This is a genomic window from Streptomyces longwoodensis, from assembly GCF_001514125.1.
Taxonomy (GTDB): domain Bacteria; phylum Actinomycetota; class Actinomycetes; order Streptomycetales; family Streptomycetaceae; genus Streptomyces; species Streptomyces longwoodensis.
Window position 1 is genome coordinate 149,660 of record NZ_KQ948563.1, and the last position, 15,345, is coordinate 165,004.

Sequence of the window (15,345 nt, forward strand, 5' to 3'; positions counted from 1 at the left end):
AGTGACTAACGCTTCTGCGTGTCTACGAGCGCCGATCCTGCGTGCCGAAGATGCCGTCCATGACCACCGCGCCGGTCTGGATCACGGGCCGGATCTGCTTCCGGTAGACCTCCTCGGTGACGGCGGTCCCGGAGTGCCCGACAAGCCGCGAGATCTCTTCCAACGGGACGCCCCGATCGGAGAGCAGGGACACGAAGCTGTGCCGGAGCTCCCTCGGCGTCCACTCCTCCGCGTTGATCCCGTCGATGCCCTTGAGCGCCTGGCGGAAGGCGCGGCGGACGTTGGCCGCGTCGAGCGGCTTGCCCACGGCCGACGAGAAGACCAGGCCGTGTTCCTCCCACTCCTCATCAGCGGCAAGCCGGTCCCAGCCCTGATCCTCGAACTGCTGCCAGAGGGCATCCACGCAGCGCGCCGGCAGGGCGAGCGTGCGCCGAGATTTCCGGGTCTTGGTGTCCCCACTCCTCCGCACCGACCGCCAGACCGCGATGTGCGGAGGCTGCGGCGGGTCGAGGTCCGGCCGGCCCTTGAGGAAGACGTGATCCCAGGTGAGGGCCCGCAGTTCCTCGGTGCGGGCTCCGGTCAGCAGAGCGACGACGATGTACGCATACATCGAGGTCCCCTCGGCGCCCTTGAGCACGGCCTCGGCCTGGGCGAAGGTGAGCGCCTTCGACGGACGACCGGCCTGTCCCTGCGGCACCGAGCACAGCTCGACGACGTTGCGCTTCACCTTGTCCCGCGCCATGGCCCGCTTGACCGCACGGTTGAGACAGGAGTGGATGCCCTGGAGCGTGCGCGTGCTGAGCGTCTTCGACTTGGTGGCCAGCCAGCGATCCACGTCCTCCGCACTCAGGTCGCGCAGCTTGCGTGCGCCGAGAGACGGGATGACGTGATTGCGGCTCAGGAGCGTGACGGTCTCGACGGTGCTGGGGTCGAGGCCCGCCAATCCGAACTCCAGCCAGTCGGCCACGGCGTCCTTGACCGTGTAGTTGGTGGGCGCGATGGCTAGGCCGTCCTCGTGGTCCCTCAGCACCTCCTTGAGCTTGGTCTTCGCCTCCGTCTTGGTCTTGCCACTCCCCCGCTTCACGATCCGCTTACCGCTCGGATCGAACCCGAGGTTCGCCGTGGCGATCCACCGCTGTCGCTTCTCGTCCCAGTGCAGGCCGCCGTCACCACGGCTACGGCGCTTGGTCATCAGGCCGCACGCTCCAACTGCCCGGCGATGAACTCGCCCACGGCGGAGGCCGGGATGCGCCGGCACCTGCCGATGGCGACAGAGGGCAGGCGGCGGGTACGGATCAGGTCGTAGACCGTCGACCGCCCGACCTTCAGGCGAGCCATGACATCGGCCACGGTCAACAGCTCGTCGTCACGCAGGCGTTGGTTCTCCTTCGGTTCCGGGAGCGGGTTCGAGCGATGCGGCGAGCCAGGCTTCACCGGCGCTGAGGCCGGTCCCGGCGAAAACCCAGTGGGCAAGGACCAGAGTCGTTTCACCGTCCTGCGGCAAGGCGGTAGCGGTCTGGGAGCGGCGCCATTCGGCGCGAGCGTCGCGGAGGGCGCCGAGAGTGGTGGAGTAGCGGCGGGACTTGGTGGAGAAGTGGCCGCGGAACCCGAGCATGTGGGCCCAGGCCCGCAGGCGGAGGTCTGCCAGCTCCTTGCGTGCGCCGAGGGTCCAGGCCGTTCGGATCATGCGGCGGGCGTGGTCGGTGATCCGGGCCTGTGCCAGTTCAGCGAGGAAGCGGATCGGCCGGTCCAGGGTGCCCGTCGCTGTCTCGGCTCCCTTGGTGGCGTACTTGGCGATGTACGCCGCAACCGCCCGCTCGGTCAGCTCCTGGCCGCCGTCGAAGTCAGCGGACCGGATCGTGCGGACGTCGAGCTGACGGCCGAAGGTGAACGTGTGGGCCCAGCCGTCGATCTCCGGGCCGGCGATGCGGGCGAGGACTGCGGCTGCTTCGATGGCGTCCGCGAGCAGTTCGGCCGTGGCCCAGGCCGGGGGTGGGGTGTCGCCGCCTTCCGGGCCGTCGAGGCGGATGACCGCGTGGAAATGGACGGCGCCCCGCTTCTGGTACTCGGCGACCTTGGCGAAGGAGATCCGGGCGTGGTTCCGGAATGCCCGTTGGGTGAGGCCGGCTCGCTTGGCGACCTCCCGGCGGAGGTAGATCGAGAACCGTCGCCATAGGGCGCCCGCGTGTGCGTTCCAGAGAACGGCCGCTTCGTAGTCATAGGTGTCCGCGTCGAGGGGCGTGCCCAGCGCGGTGTCGGCCTGGTCGTGGTGGGCGCCGCAGCGGCAGGGACGGCCGTCGGTACGTCGGTTGTGGACCGGGCCGAAGCCGGGGGCGGTGAAGGTGGCGAAGACCCGGGGGTGCGAGGCGACCCGGTCGGGGGTGCCCTTGCCGCCTCGTAAGCCAGCGGTGACCAGGTGGTAGGTGTCGCGGCAGTAGACCTCTGCACAGGCCGGGCAGCGGGTGGCGCGGCGGTTGTTGCACCGGACCAGGAGCTGACCGGCCGGGAGGGTGGCCGAGTCGAGATGGCGAAGGGCGTTGCCGATCTCGCCCGTGCGGGTGTCGACGGCGTATTCGCTGCGGTGACCGTCGAGACGGATGGGATGGGTGCACCTGCCCAGGCCGGAGAGCTGGTGAGCCAGCTCGGGCAGGGTGCCGAGCGAGGCGAGTGTGGAGAGTTCCGCCAGTGGGGGCGGAGTCTGCCGGGTGATGATGGGACTTCCTTTCGGCTGATGCGTCGGTCGGGAGGGAAGGCCCCGGGGCGGCGGGATGCTTGGCGGCGTTGTTGCCGCCCCGGCGGCCGGTCAGCGCCTCTTGGCTTCGTTGGTGAGGGAGCGCAGGACCACGGCGGCGATGGCCACGGACACGGCCGATATGGCGACCGCGGCTAGGAGCGCGGTGAGGACGACGCCGACGACGACCACCGCGGCGACCGCACCCACGTAGGGGGTGAGCGGGCGGCCGGCGGAGGGCACGGGATCGCGGTTCCGGTCCGTGACGACGGTCGTGGGCAGGTGCGGGACGTCGGGGAGCCGCGGGCGAAATAGCACGGCGAGCCTCCTTCTCACTTGTCGGTGCCGTTGACGACACCGACTCCGGTACGGGTGCCGGTCTCGATGGCGGGGGCGAGGAAGGTGTGGGAGAGCCAGAAGCCGAACAGGGCAATCACGACGGCGACCCACAGGCGGACACCGAGGAACTTGATCGCGGCCCAGGCGATGACGCCCAGGACGAAGACGAGCGGCAGCGAGACGGTCACGGGTTCTCCTCAGAAGGTCAGCGGACGCGGCAGCGGTGGGTGCGGGCGGCCAGCTCGGCGGCGGCCCGGCTGTCGTAGTCGACGGAGAAGCCGCAGCGCGGAGCTGTGCACACAGCGGCGTGCTTCTCACGGCCCCGGCCGTCGTAGTAGGTGCCGACCTGGACCGGGCCGATGCGGACGACCCGGCGGAAGCGGCGGTTGGCGGGCATGAGCGCTCCTTTCAGAGCTGTGCGGCGATGGCTTCGGCCAGCGGTGCGGGGACGCCGAGCCGCGCGCGGAGGGTGGGGGTGTCGATGGGTGTCCCGGTCCGGGCGCGGTGTTCGTCCGCGACCTTGCGGGCATGAGTGACGAGCGCGACCGGGACCGGCACCGCGGGGCGGATGGTGACCGGTTGGGGGGCGGGCTCCACTGCGGTCAGCTCGGGGCCGGCCGCTTCGGGTGCGTCGGTCGTCTCGTGTGCGATGTGGGCGAGGAGCGTGCCGCCGAGGAAGGCGACCGCGGGCCATCCGGCGACGAGGATGCGCAGCCAGGCCGGTACGGCGCCCAGGTCGAGGAGCCCGGCCGTGGCGACGTTGGCGCCGAGCGACGCGGTCAGTGCGACGAGGAACCAGGACCACCCGGCCGCCTTCGCCCCGCCGGAGCGCAGTCGCCGCCAGGCCGCCACCAACAACAGGTCGACGGAGACCGGATAGGCCCACGCCTTCCAGCCGTCCTGTCCGGCAGCCGAGGCCAGGTCGTGCAGGTGGGCGAAGGACAGTGCGGCGGCGATCACCGCTTGGACGAGTACGGCGTCGAGACGGACGGGCAGGGCACGCACGGCGCCACTCCTTCCGATTTCGGGCATGGAGGGGGTAGGGACTTGGCGCGGTATGGCCGCGCCGGCCGAGGGGTGGCGTACGGCTACTCGGTCACCGGGCGGGGAACGGTCGCCGTTCCGGGCGTCTCCACGGGCACGGGCGGGACGTACGGGCGGTAGGGCGCGAGCGCCGGTACGTCGGGGGCGAGGTGAGCCGATTCCCGGCAGGTGGCCGCAGCATCGGCGAGTGACAGGTACGGAGTACGGATGCGGGACCAGCCGCCGGAGGTGTCGCCGACGACGGCGAGGCCGGGCAGTTCTGGGGCGATGGAACAGGCCGCGTCGACCGCTTCGGGTGCGATGTCGCCGAGCGCCATCTTGGCGGAGGCTTCGTCGTTGACGCGGTGGCAGACACGGCCGGTCAGCTGGGCTCGCAGCATGGTCGCGCCCTTGCCCAGCTCGGCGCCGAAGCGCTGCCCGCACACTTCGAGGTAGATGCCAGCTGCGCGGCCCAGCTGGGCAAGGCGGATGAGATGGGTGACCATCTCATCCCGCCGTTCCTCGTCCTTGCGGGTGGCAACGAGGAAGAGTTCGGCCACCTCATCGACGAACAGCACGATGGGGGCCGGGCGTTCACTCGCGGGCAACCCCCAGATGTCCGAGGTGATCTCCTCGTCCGGGATGCCAGGTGCGATGCCCTGCCGGGCTTTGATCAGGTCGTACCGGTCCTCCATCTCCCGGACCAGGACCGGCAGCAGCTCGGCCGCTTCGTCCGGGTCGGTCGCCAGCGCGGACAGCCGCGAGGCGAACGGCGCCAGCTCGACGCCGCGCTTGCAGTCGATGCCGACCAGGGCGACGGGGTGCGCCGCGAGACCGGAGATGAGGTGCCGGAGGTACATGGACTTGCCGGACAGCGTCGCGCCCAGGACGAGTTCATGCGGTACGGCGCGGTAGTCGCGGACGAACGCGGTCGCGTCCTCCCGTAACGCCACCGGCACGCCGAGAAGCCCGTGGTCGACATGACGCGGCATGCGCACCCTGCGTAAGACGTCGTAGCCGACGAGCCTGAGTTCAACGACACCGGGCTTTACGTCCCGCACGTACACGGCATGAACACCCCAGGCGTGGCGGAGCCGTTCGGCCGACGCAGTGACATCGGCGGGTTCCTGCCCGGGGGCCAGCCGTAGCCGAATCCGTAGGCCCGTCGAGGTGGGCCGGATGATTCCGCGTCGAGGCGGCACCGGTCGGACGTCACGTCGAGTCGTCGCCCTCACCGCGAGGGCACGCAGCCGGGAAGGCTGCACCGTGAGCCCGCACGCCTCCATGACGGAGCCGTAGGAGCCCAGGAGCCGGGCCGTCGACAACGGCAGGCCGACCGTGGACCAGTAGATCCCCGGGTGACGAGCCCGGGTGTAGGCGACCCCACCACCGAGTGTGGCGAGAGGGCCGCCCACCTCCACCAATGTCGCCCAGTCGGACATCAGGCGGTGGCTCCGACGGCGGCCGGGAAGGCGGCCGGCGTGACCGCAGCCGCACGGAAGGCGATGCCGTGACGCTGCTGACCGTTGAACACGGACTCCCACGGCCGGGCCATCAGGCCCACCAGGGAAACCGGGGAACCGAGGGTCAGGCCCTCGGTGACGCCGCTTTCCGGGACGGTGACCTTGATCAGGGAGGACTCGCCGTCCTCGATGTAGACGACGCCGATGGTCATCAGCGCCTCACCGCTCACGGCATCCTTGGCGATCTCACCGGTCTGCCGGTCGCGGACCTTGGGTTCCGGGGCCTCGGTCAGCAGGATTGTGGCCGCCGAAGTCTCCATACGGATCACACGCACAGAACTGAACTCCCTTGCGCAGCACCGTACGCACGGTGCAATCAGTGACGAACGCCTACGCAACGGGAGGTTGACCTCATACCGACTGGGCGCGATACGCTCCAAGAGCGTTGATGCCAACGACGCACCCGGCCTGAGTGGGCTGCCTCCCGCTCAGGCCACATCTGCTTTCTGTGGCCTCTTTCGCTCACGTGCCGGCACAGGTCTGCCTTCCTGTTCCGGCCGTTCGCACGCCCGCACGTCAACTCCGCTGGACGCGAAGGGGCGTGCCGACGCCAACCACAGTAACCCGCACTCCTAGTACTGTCTAGTACTTCAGGTACCAGTCCGTACTTCGTGTACGCCCAACTCGCCCGCCAAGGAACGAAGCTCCTCAGAGGGCGGCTGGCTCATGGTCAGCAGGTCCGCCACGATCTGCTTCACCATCGGCAGGGACCGCACCATCTCGGAGGACAGTCCACGCGCCTTCATCAGCGCCGCTACGGCGTCAGGGACCTGCCGACGCTGCGCGTAGGCCCTCGCCACGTCGATTTGGAACCGCGTCTGCCGCTCCGCGGACAGCCCTGACGCATCGACCGATTGAGCGGCTCGGAGAGCCACGCCGGCGTCGCCGAGGTCAACCGCCACGGCCACCTCGTGCAAGCCGACGTTGGTCGGACCGAACTCGGTGTTGTAGTCGTTGCGTCCGTCGCCGACCTGTTCGGCCATGGCACGAGCGTCACGGAGGTAGCCGTACGCCTCGTCGGCCAGGTTCAGCCGGGCAGCGGCAACGGCCCGTTGCAGGGTCAGCGCTCCACGGAGCGCTACTGCCTCGGCCTGACCCGATTCCGCCAAGGGTTGCAGCGCGTCAGCCGCACTGCCGGACGCCTGAGCCGCCTGCTCGAAGTGCCGTGCCCCGAGGAACACGATCGAGAGCCGGAACTCACCAGCCGCCATCAGGAGCGGATCATTGGCCCGTTCAGCGGCGACCACGGCCCGGTCGACGGCGATCCAGGCCGCCTCGGGCTCTCCCATGTTCGCAAGCGCTCCGCTGCACGTGTGGTACATGACGGCCAGGAGCCGGAACAGCTCTGGGCGCTCCGCCTCGGCAACGGCTCGGGTGGCCGCCTCCAGCCGGGGAACGAGCCCTTCGAGCAGCTCGGCCAAGTCGGCGTAGTTGCCCTGGTGCGTCAACTCCCAGGCACGGTCGACCTCTGAGCGGAGCGCCGACACATCAGGGGACGTGTCCTGCCGGCCAAGGACGGCCCTGAGTGAGTGCGCGGCACTCAGCACGAGCCGTAGCCGACTGGCCCCCGGCAACTCCCCCTCGGCCACCGACGCGACGATGGGCGCCTCGGCCGCCAGCTCGCCGATCGGGACCTCCAGCACCTCGGCGACCTTTTCCAGCACGGTCATGCGGTCGATGCGCCGTACGCCCCGCTCGACCTGGGACACCCACGCCTCGGATCGCTCCAGCAGGCCGGCGAACTCTTTTTGCGAGAGGCCGCGTCGCTTGCGATGAAAGGCGATCTTGCGGCCCAGCGCCTTCTGATACTCAGTGCTCAACGTCCACGCCCTTGCCGGACACGAAGTCCAGACGGTCGACCTCTGTCGCCGCAAGGTACTTGTCCCGCTCGGAGAGGAAGGCCCGCACGTAGTCCTTCGACTCGTGCTCCTCGAAGGCGTCCTTGTCCCGGTACAGCTCGTAGAAGATCCGCTCCAGCGGGCGCCCGTCAACGCGGTGCACGGTGTAGATCACCGTTCCGGGTTCGTTCGCGCGGATCAACTCCCCGGTCCGCGCCACGAGGTCGTCGAAGGCTGCCGCCGACGCCTCGTCCTTGCAGGTGAAACGCACCATCAGTCCGAACATGCGAGGTCCTCTCTCCATCGGCATCCAGGCCAGCACCAGACCACCCGGCGAACGCTATGCGCCGACCGCCCGCACGAAAAGTACGAACCCGCACTCCCGGTACGCGCACATTCGGTACGGTGCTAGTACTAATTGTACGGCTCTGAATGGTCCGTGTCAGCCGGTCGGCCCGGCTGGCCCGGAAGGCAGCAGGTCACCGCCATGGAGGACGCCATGCCCACCCACGGACGAACCTTCCCCGGGGTCCCTCAAGAACTCAGCACCGCACGCCGCTGGACCCGCGCCACGCTGGACGGCCACCCGCACACGGACGACGCCGCGCTGATCGTCACGGAACTCGGCACCAACGCGCTCGCCCACACCGCCAGTGGCGACGGCGCGGGCACCTTCCACGTCGCGCTCACCGTGTCCGAACGGACGATCACGATCGCGGTGACCGATTCGGGCGACACGAAGACGACTCCCGAGGTCCAGGAGCCGCCCCTCAACTCCACCCACGGCCGCGGGCTAGCTCTGGTGACCGCAGTCGCGGACAGCGTCACGGTCCAGGGCGACGACTCGGGCCGCACGGTCACAGCCGAATTGCGCGTCCACGCAGGCATCGAGGAGTCAGCGCAGTGCGTCTGAAGCCCAAGCGGGACACCTGCTGGGCCGACGTGCCCAGGAGAAGTGATGACGACAACGGCGGGCGCACGGTCGCCGCAGGAGGCCACGGGTGCCGATGAAGCAACCACGACGCGGTTATTGGTGCGAGTGCTGGACCGAAGACCTCACCGAACAGCGAAGGCCGGCGCTGCTCGCCTCCTTCGACGCGTACTCGGCGCCCCAGGCCGATCGATGGGTAGCAGTCACGCTGCGCACGATCTCCCCGGCCCTTGACCCAGACGCCTCGGACGCCGCTTGGGAGTGGCTGTATGACGGCCGCATCGAAACCAGGCGAGCACTTCTGCGCGCCGAGTCCTGCACGGTGTCAGTGACCCACGAGGACATACGCATCACGTGGACGATCCGACCCGTGATCTTCCTGGAGCTCGCGCACCGCCAGAGCAACGAACTACCGATCTGCGCGCATGCCTTCAAGCCCCAGGCGTCCGACTGAGTAACAACCTTCTTCACGAGTTCAAGTGCCCGCGCACGGCGCGGGCGCGCGCCGCCGGGCGCGGCCTGCCTCCTGTCTGCGCCCCGGCTGGCCGCGCCCGGCGGCGCGCTCGGCGGCTGCGGGCATGAAGTGGGAGACACCCTCTGTGGCTGGGGCGGTCGGCTCCACGGCTTTAGGCAGCCACTTTGGGGCGAGCCTCTAAGATCATGGCCCCAACGTCGTGCTTTACCGGGCAGGTCCACAGACTGCCCGACGCGCCGGAAGCTTACGGGGCCATGATCACTCGCCCCAAAGCAGCTCCAGCCCAAAGCCGCTCCGCCGACCTACGTCATGGGCTGTCACGTACGACACGGCGAGCGTCTCCTTTGACCCTCCTCAGGGCGATATCATAAGCCCAGGCGTAAGTGGAGACTTTTTTATCAATAGAGAAGTGTCGTCCTGTTGCCGTGTCCAGAACACGATGGAACTCATCCATCAGGTCCGGCCAGGCTACTGCACCGAGATCATCATCCGTCCAGCCGTAGAGAGATCTCAATTCCTCCTTCACTGCCGAAAAGAAGGACACAGGTTCGCGGGGTTCCTTTCCGGTCGAAAGATTCTGCCTCCGAGGTTCATTGATCTCCTCAGGTGTGCCCGCCAGCATGTCCGGACTATCCCTTAGCCCTGCGTAGTCAATCCACGCCCAAAAGCTCTCCGCGTCAGCCACATCCGGAGCCTCGGCGTGATGGTCTGAACACAGCAGCGCAAAATTCCTGACATCCATCGAGCCCCCGAGTGCAGTCGGGACAACGTGTGCCCGCTCGACAGGCTTGCGCCAGCACACCAGGCAGGCGGCTTCTTGCATGCCAAGATATTCGGTAATCGCCCGTACGGTGGGTGCCGTCTTCCTGTTGACTGGCTCCTTCTCTCGGGGCTGAATCCCTAGTGATCCGGCATCGTACCCGTACTTGCTGCCATCATCTGGATGATTGATACGCAAGACGTCTGGAATATCATTGCACTGTTTACGCGGGTTCCGCGCACCGTAAAGGGGGGTGTGGATCTCCGTTAGGTAGTCCCCCAGGAACCCGAGCGTGAAATCTTTGATCAATTCAAGGGCGTCGTGGTCGTATCCGCCAGCTTCATTCCTGTGCCCCTGGATGTCGATGTACAGAAAACGCGGGGCGCCTGGCGATTTCCTTTCGGCTGCCTTGACGCACTCGAAAATGCGAATAGCGCTCCGCTCAAAGTTCTCGTACACCTTCATGTCATGGTAAATCGCTACGCCCTTTTGGGTCTTCTTTTTCTGTGCTTGCTGTCGCGTCTTCTTGGCCACGAGCCCCCCTAGGCCACGGTCTTATATGGCACTCGGAGCATGGCAGACCGCACTGACACCCAGCAGTCGACTAGCTGAAGCTGCACCTGAAGTGCTAGGCCACGAGGGGTGCCAAGCGCTAGCAGCCGGGGCCGCGATGCTTATCCCCTGGGCCGTCCGAGGCTGACCAAGGCTGACAGCCGACACCCACCGGTGACCGCCTTCACCCGCTCCGGCCTGGGCCACCGGAGTCGATCTGCGACACTGGATGCATCATGCCCAAGCCAGGAGAACCGGCATGAGGAGGCTGCTCTGCTGTACAGCAGCGGAGTACAGCAACCACTGCGACTGTAGCCAGTCGTCATCGACCACAGGCATCTGGGCCACCTGCCCAACAGACCTCAGCGACCGCCCCGCCCGTAGTTCGTATCGAGGGGGAACGCCGGCAGGCCGCCTTCACTCGGTCAGTGAACCTCGCCAGTGCTGTTACGCCGACCTTTTCGTTGGGATGAACGCCCAAGTGGACAAGTGTCCCTTGCACTTGAAGATGGATCTGATCATTCTTCGGACTATCTAGTTTTGAATTCGACCTTTCCAGTGCTCATGCGAAAGTTTCCGTTCGAGTAAAGGGTGGGGCGGGCCTCAACATGGTTGCCGCTGTACTTCTCTACGTGCCGGATCTGGGCACCGCCCGGAACGGTGAAGTCGATCAAAGCGATGGCGACCCAGTAGGACAAATTGCGGTTGTTGAACAGCGGCACCGTCACTGTGGAACCCCGCCCGTCGGTAATGACTGCCCGAGCACCGTAGGACTTGAACGAACCGGTCCCGTTTTCCACGGCGCTGTAGGCACACAGAAGGACGTAGCCCTGGAGGTCGGGGCGGCGGATCGTAATCGTTTCGCGGCCCGGCACCCGAGAGTCGCCATCCAGGGCGATGTAGGGCGGCGTGAAAGGCGACCCGAGCTGTCGGTAGTACACCACCTGATCTGACTTGTTCGGTCGCTTGCCAAGCGGGGTGACGAGACTCCCGGGAACATAGAGGGCGTAGAGGTCAAGGTCAGCACCGGCTTGCCTTCGGGCTGCGCTCCCGCCGTTCCATTCGAGTGTGGCGGTCACGACGAGGCTTGGATCGTCCTTGCGCATGTCGATGGTCGCCTGGCCGGCCTTTGTGAGGGCGACTTTGCCCAGCGGGACGAGAGGGCGCGTCGGTGGCGTCTGCGGCACTGGCGCACCCGGTGAGATGTTCGGTGCGTAGGTGGGTCGTGGCGGCACAGTAGGCGTGGGCCGAGTCTGCGCGCCCGTCGCCGAAGATGGAGATTGCGCCGTGGACGGCCCGGGGTCATCTACAACGATGCCGAAGTCCGAGGCTAGACCCGCCAGCCCCGTATCCCACCCCTGGCCTACTGCCCTTGCCTTCCAGACGCCTGCCCGCCTGTAAAGTTCAATGAGGATGACCACTGTCTCCCGGTGCATGAGCGGCGGCGGCGCAAAGGTGATCCGTGCGCTCCCACACTCGATGACCGCGTGAGGAGTGTTGCTTTCGTCGAAGTGAGTAACCCGCAGCTCAGGGTCAATGCTGGCGACGACCGCGACACGGTCGACTGTCGCAGGGAGCGCGACCAGATCCGCAACGATCGTCTGCCCGTTCAGTACGACCCCGTCTTGCGACGAGTGGTTGTAGAAGACCAGATCGTCATCACTCCGTACCTTGCCGTCCTGCCCGAGCAGAACAGCAGAAACGTCGATGCCTGTTGTGAGCGAGGTGAGGGTGACGCGGCAGACCGCTGCGGACAAGACAGTGTTGCCGCCTTTGGCAAGAGTGGTAGTCATGGGTGCCCTCTCACGGTGGTGCGTACATCGTGGTACCCCCAGCCGGTCCGTGTAGGACAAAACAGTGATCTCCTGCGGTGAAGCACTCTCCAGGTGATCATCTGAGGTGGCAAGGCGCGCCGGCAGTCCAACCGCCCGTCTCAGTTTCCGTCTCATTCAGCGCCGTTCACGGCCGTTCAGGCGGGACTTAGCGCTGTCTCCACACTGACGGACAGCCGCCCTTGAACGCAGGTGAACGCCCCTGCACGCATCCCGTCACCCGATCAACACAGTTGGAAAGCGTGCGCCCCCGAGCAACCTCCTTGGGTCGCCGTGCACCGCTGCGCGGAGCAGTGCGCCTTCCATAGAGGACATGTGCCCGGCAACTCTGCACTGGTCCGCACAACGGCCGAGACCGGGGGTGGGAGACGTGGTGGCTACGCAGTCCAGGCGTGGAGCGCTCACGGCGAAGGGCACTCGTTGCCGGCGGCTGGCCATGGTCGGTGCGTCGCGATGCAACCTGCACCGTGGCGAGTGGTCGTCGTACACCATCGAGAAACGCAAGGAAGCCGAACGCAAGGCGAAGACACGCAAGCGTCGCAAGTGACCTCAGCCTGTGCGAGGTGACATCCCCGGTTGACATCAGCGACAGCGGACAGCGGTGGCACGGTGCGGTCTGACACAGCCACGGTCACCCCGCGCAGCATGTGTGGACAGGCGGTCAGACCAAACTCCTGATGCGGGTGTCGTCGATCATGCGCGAGGCCCCTGATGAGCTCCGGACGCTCGGCGGACAATGGCGAGATGACGTTGACGATTTGGGTCGATGACTGGCAGGTCCAGTGCTGCGGAAAGAGTTTCGCGCCAGGGGATGTTGTCTCCTGGACGCTGCTGGAGGTCGATCCGGAGGAGTACGCCGACGTCGTTGGCAGCGAACTTGCGAATGAGATCAACTTCCGCGAGGAGCATCACGGCCAAGGGGAGGGGCACGCACCAGCCTCAGTAGAGGTGGTGTCGATAGCCGAGGTGCACTGTCGTTACGAGGTACCTCCGGGCTCCACGGACAATGTGAACTACCCCGTTCCGGGCACGACCGTGCTGGTTCCGGTCAAGGAGGCGGACGGGTGGGCGACGGCCAGGCCGGATGTTAGCTTCGCGGGCTATCTGGTCACGGCCCGGCGTGCCACAGACGGACCGCAGGGTGCGGCTGCTCGCGGTCGATGAAGGAGCTGGCGCGACAGGCTTCCTGCCCGGTCGCTGAACAGCAACTCCGTACCGCAACCTCAACGGCCGACCCCGTCCGGTAACGTCCCTCAGGTGCATCGGAGCCGGCGGTATGACCGTCGCTGACCGATCGGGCCAGAGCTACGCATCAGGTGTTGTTCCGCGATAGGCACCAGCAGGACGCAGCACCAGTGAGTGTCTAACTGCGTGACAACGCCGACGAACAACGGCGGACGAGCGCGAACGTCTGCGGACCATCTGCGCAGGTGAGAGCCGCATCAGCCACAAGCAGCACCCTCACCCGAGTTGCTTCGGGACGAAGAGGTCGTGGGTTCAAATCCCGCCACCCCGACAGCCAAAACACCAGGTGAGGCACCTAGGCGCGGTCCTAGGTGCCTCACCTGTTTCTGTCCCAACGTATAGGGCGGGCGTCGACCAGCTGCGGATGTGGCCCGCAGGCGCCGGGCGTAATGTGGCCTTACACCCGGACCGCGCCCTCTGGGCGTGATGTCCCGCGTGCCTCCCACCCTTCGCTCCGTGGCCGAGGTGCGCCTGGACGAGCGGAGGATTCTGCGATGGGCACTGTCACGACCGGCGACGGCACCACGATCTTCTACAAGGACTGGGGTCCTCGGGACGGGGAGCCGATCGTCTTCCATCACGGGTGGCCGCTGAGCGCCGACGACTGGGACAACCAGATGTTGTTCTTCCTGGCGCAGGGCTACCGGGTCATCGCCCACGACCGCCGGGGCCACGGACGCTCCACCCAGACCGCGACCGGCCACGACATGGACACCTACGCCGCGGACGTGACCGCCCTGACCGACGCGCTCGACCTGCGCGGAGCCGTGCACATCGGACACTCCACCGGCGGTGGCGAGGTCGCCCGCTACGTCGCCCGTGCAAAGCCCGGCCGTGTCTCGAAGGCGGTCCTCGTGGGTGCGGTGCCACCGTTGATGCTGAAGACGGAGGCCAACCCGGGCGGCTTGCCGAAGGAGGTCTTCGACGGCTTCCGTGAGGGCGTTGCCGGCAACCGGGCCCAGACGTTCATCGACATTCCCTCGGGGCCGTTCTACGGCTTCAACCGTCCCGGAGCGCAGGTGTCGCAGGGTCTGATCGACAACTGGTGGCGGCAGGGCATGATGGGCGCGGCGAACGCGCACTACGAGTGCATCGCGGCGTTCTCCGAGACCGACTTCACCGAGGACTTGAAGCAGATCGACGTGCCCGTCCTCGTCGCGCACGGAACCGACGACCAGGTCGTCCCGTACGACGACTCGGCACCCCTGACGGTCAAGCTCCTGAAGAACGGGACCCTCAAGTCCTACGAGGGCTATCCGCACGGGATGCTGTCGACGCACCCGGAGGTCCTCAACCCGGACATCCTCGCGTTCATCCGTTCCTGACCCCGGCGGCCGGCCCCTGCGTCCGCCCCGTTCATGATGGCCCGGTACGGGGCGGTCCCGCAGGTGACTGGCAGGCGGACGACCGTGCACGTGCTGGTGCTGTCGACGGGAGGGGAAGAAGGATGACGGCGGGCGGGGTGCACGAGTACCTGTGTTGGCGTGGTCCCCTCTCGGTGAACGTGTTCGTCATCGGCGCCGGCAACGTCCCCTTGCCGAAGGAGGCCTTTCACCTCGCGGGGATGGTCCCCGACGCCTATCTGCCGTACCCCCTGCTGGAACAGCCCGAGGCTGTCGAGCGGCTCGGTCTGGTGTCGTACGACGTCGACTTCGTCGACACCTCGCTCGATCTGCGCCAGTACACACGAGCGGTACTTCGGCGGGTCTGCGCAGACACCCGGGCGGTGGCCTGGACGGCTTTCGAGGGGACGTTCCACTACGACGAACTCCTCACCGACCAGGTGGCCGACCAGGTTTACGGCTACTGCACGACCGGTGCGGAACCGGTGGTGGAGTGGGACGTCGCGGCCCTGCGGAGTGAGAAGTGGCGCCGTGGGGTCGCCGGGGCCCGAGCGGCTCTGGACGCCTTGCTGTTCCCCGATCGGTCACTCTGACGCTGCTGGGCGCACCTCACCTTCGGCCCATGGGGAACGAACGGCAGCAGCGTCTCCCCAGAGGTGCGAGCGGAGAACGTGCCCAGCCGCGTGGGGAACATCGGGTCCGGCCGGTGATGTTGGATGGGCCGGAAGGCCGGCGCCGCACGGGCGGGGAATC

18 protein-coding genes are annotated in these 15,345 nt (G+C 67.1%); 5 read left to right on the top strand and 13 right to left on the bottom strand.

Translation table 11 applies throughout. The features are described from left to right. Window positions 1-22 precede the first annotated feature (22 nt). From AQJ30_RS32035 to AQJ30_RS32090, 11 genes are all read right to left on the bottom strand, one after another. Window positions 23-1,192: a site-specific integrase gene (locus AQJ30_RS32035; RefSeq protein ID WP_067240888.1), complete on the bottom strand. Its 1,170-nt coding sequence runs from the start codon at window positions 1,190-1,192 to the stop codon at window positions 23-25. After that, the gene (locus AQJ30_RS32040) at window positions 1,192-1,374 is read right to left on the bottom strand and encodes a helix-turn-helix domain-containing protein (RefSeq protein ID WP_067241065.1); all 183 of its coding nucleotides are present in this window, start codon (window positions 1,372-1,374) and stop codon (window positions 1,192-1,194) included. Before AQJ30_RS32040 ends, AQJ30_RS32035 begins: the two co-directional genes overlap by 1 nt. Next, window positions 1,367-2,686, bottom strand: a complete 1,320-nt coding sequence (locus AQJ30_RS37510; RefSeq protein ID WP_079084437.1) for a replication initiator — start codon at window positions 2,684-2,686, stop codon at window positions 1,367-1,369. The genes AQJ30_RS32040 and AQJ30_RS37510 overlap by 8 nt, the downstream gene beginning before the upstream one ends. 117 nt (window positions 2,687-2,803) lie before the next feature. Continuing rightward, window positions 2,804-3,049, bottom strand: a complete 246-nt coding sequence (locus tag AQJ30_RS32055) for a SpdD protein (protein ID WP_067240894.1) — start codon at window positions 3,047-3,049, stop codon at window positions 2,804-2,806. A gap of 14 nt (window positions 3,050-3,063) precedes the next feature. Then, window positions 3,064-3,258 (bottom strand): hypothetical protein, encoded by a 195-nt coding sequence (locus AQJ30_RS32060; protein ID WP_067240896.1) that lies wholly within the window; start codon window positions 3,256-3,258, stop codon window positions 3,064-3,066. A gap of 17 nt (window positions 3,259-3,275) precedes the next feature. Continuing rightward, on the bottom strand, window positions 3,276-3,467 hold the full coding sequence (locus tag AQJ30_RS32065; RefSeq protein WP_067240898.1) for a mobile element transfer protein: 192 nt from the start codon (window positions 3,465-3,467) through the stop codon (window positions 3,276-3,278). Between the two features lie 11 nt (window positions 3,468-3,478). Beyond that, window positions 3,479-4,075 carry a DUF2637 domain-containing protein gene (locus tag AQJ30_RS32070; protein WP_067240900.1) on the bottom strand — a complete coding sequence of 199 codons (597 nt, stop codon included), beginning with the start codon at window positions 4,073-4,075 and terminating at the stop codon, window positions 3,479-3,481. Between the two features lie 83 nt (window positions 4,076-4,158). After that, a complete protein-coding gene (locus AQJ30_RS32075; RefSeq protein WP_067240902.1) occupies window positions 4,159-5,535 on the bottom strand; it encodes an FtsK/SpoIIIE domain-containing protein in 1,377 nt (458 codons plus the stop codon). Further along, on the bottom strand, window positions 5,535-5,891 hold the full coding sequence (locus tag AQJ30_RS32080) for an SCO3933 family regulatory protein (protein WP_067240903.1): 357 nt from the start codon (window positions 5,889-5,891) through the stop codon (window positions 5,535-5,537). Before AQJ30_RS32080 ends, AQJ30_RS32075 begins: the two co-directional genes overlap by 1 nt. Window positions 5,892-6,206: 315 nt before the next feature. Then, a complete protein-coding gene (locus tag AQJ30_RS32085; protein WP_067240905.1) occupies window positions 6,207-7,436 on the bottom strand; it encodes a helix-turn-helix domain-containing protein in 1,230 nt (409 codons plus the stop codon). Then, window positions 7,426-7,740: a putative quinol monooxygenase gene (locus tag AQJ30_RS32090; protein ID WP_067240907.1), complete on the bottom strand. Its 315-nt coding sequence runs from the start codon at window positions 7,738-7,740 to the stop codon at window positions 7,426-7,428. The genes AQJ30_RS32085 and AQJ30_RS32090 overlap by 11 nt, the downstream gene beginning before the upstream one ends. Window positions 7,741-7,953: 213 nt before the next feature. Here AQJ30_RS32090 and AQJ30_RS32095 point away from each other — a divergent pair, with 213 nt between their 5' ends. Together AQJ30_RS32095 and AQJ30_RS32100 are read left to right on the top strand one after the other, a co-directional pair. Beyond that, window positions 7,954-8,367, top strand: coding sequence for an ATP-binding protein (locus AQJ30_RS32095; protein WP_245727220.1), 414 nt, complete (start codon window positions 7,954-7,956; stop codon window positions 8,365-8,367). A gap of 94 nt (window positions 8,368-8,461) precedes the next feature. Continuing rightward, the gene (locus AQJ30_RS32100) at window positions 8,462-8,839 is read left to right on the top strand and encodes a hypothetical protein (RefSeq protein WP_067241066.1); all 378 of its coding nucleotides are present in this window, start codon (window positions 8,462-8,464) and stop codon (window positions 8,837-8,839) included. Window positions 8,840-9,167: 328 nt separating this feature from the next. Here AQJ30_RS32100 and AQJ30_RS39645 read toward each other — a convergent pair whose 3' ends face one another. Next, window positions 9,168-10,154 carry an HNH endonuclease signature motif containing protein gene (locus AQJ30_RS39645; RefSeq protein ID WP_245727222.1) on the bottom strand — a complete coding sequence of 329 codons (987 nt, stop codon included), beginning with the start codon at window positions 10,152-10,154 and terminating at the stop codon, window positions 9,168-9,170. Between the two features lie 548 nt (window positions 10,155-10,702). After that, entirely contained in the window at window positions 10,703-11,965 is a 1,263-nt protein-coding gene (locus AQJ30_RS32105) for a TerD family protein (RefSeq protein ID WP_067240912.1), read from the bottom strand. Between the two features lie 783 nt (window positions 11,966-12,748). On the opposite strand from AQJ30_RS32105, the gene AQJ30_RS32110 reads away from it, so the two are divergent. The 3 genes from AQJ30_RS32110 (at window position 12,749) to AQJ30_RS32120 (ending at window position 15,185) form a co-directional block, all read left to right on the top strand. After that, window positions 12,749-13,168 (top strand): DUF6578 domain-containing protein, encoded by a 420-nt coding sequence (locus AQJ30_RS32110; protein WP_067240914.1) that lies wholly within the window; start codon window positions 12,749-12,751, stop codon window positions 13,166-13,168. 575 nt (window positions 13,169-13,743) lie between these two features. Continuing rightward, a complete protein-coding gene (locus AQJ30_RS32115; protein WP_067240916.1) occupies window positions 13,744-14,574 on the top strand; it encodes an alpha/beta fold hydrolase in 831 nt (276 codons plus the stop codon). Window positions 14,575-14,711: 137 nt separating this feature from the next. Continuing rightward, a complete protein-coding gene (locus AQJ30_RS32120; RefSeq protein WP_159052405.1) occupies window positions 14,712-15,185 on the top strand; it encodes a hypothetical protein in 474 nt (157 codons plus the stop codon). Window positions 15,186-15,345: the final 160 nt, after the last annotated feature.

Bases quoted from the DNA above. Each gene is read 5' to 3' on its own strand.
- AQJ30_RS32100 (WP_067241066.1), top strand. From the start codon at position 8,462: ATGAAGCAACCACGACGCGGTTATTGGTGCGAGTGCTGGACCGAAGAC.
- AQJ30_RS32065 (WP_067240898.1), bottom strand. From the start codon at position 3,467: ATGCCCGCCAACCGCCGCTTCCGCCGGGTCGTCCGCATCGGCCCGGTC.
- AQJ30_RS32105 (WP_067240912.1), bottom strand. From the start codon at position 11,965: ATGACTACCACTCTTGCCAAAGGCGGCAACACTGTCTTGTCCGCAGCG.
- AQJ30_RS32090 (WP_067240907.1), bottom strand. From the start codon at position 7,740: ATGTTCGGACTGATGGTGCGTTTCACCTGCAAGGACGAGGCGTCGGCG.
- AQJ30_RS32095 (WP_245727220.1), top strand. From the start codon at position 7,954: ATGCCCACCCACGGACGAACCTTCCCCGGGGTCCCTCAAGAACTCAGC.
- AQJ30_RS32075 (WP_067240902.1), bottom strand. From the start codon at position 5,535: ATGTCCGACTGGGCGACATTGGTGGAGGTGGGCGGCCCTCTCGCCACA.
- AQJ30_RS32110 (WP_067240914.1), top strand. From the start codon at position 12,749: ATGACGTTGACGATTTGGGTCGATGACTGGCAGGTCCAGTGCTGCGGA.
- AQJ30_RS32115 (WP_067240916.1), top strand. From the start codon at position 13,744: ATGGGCACTGTCACGACCGGCGACGGCACCACGATCTTCTACAAGGAC.
- AQJ30_RS32035 (WP_067240888.1), bottom strand. From the start codon at position 1,192: ATGACCAAGCGCCGTAGCCGTGGTGACGGCGGCCTGCACTGGGACGAG.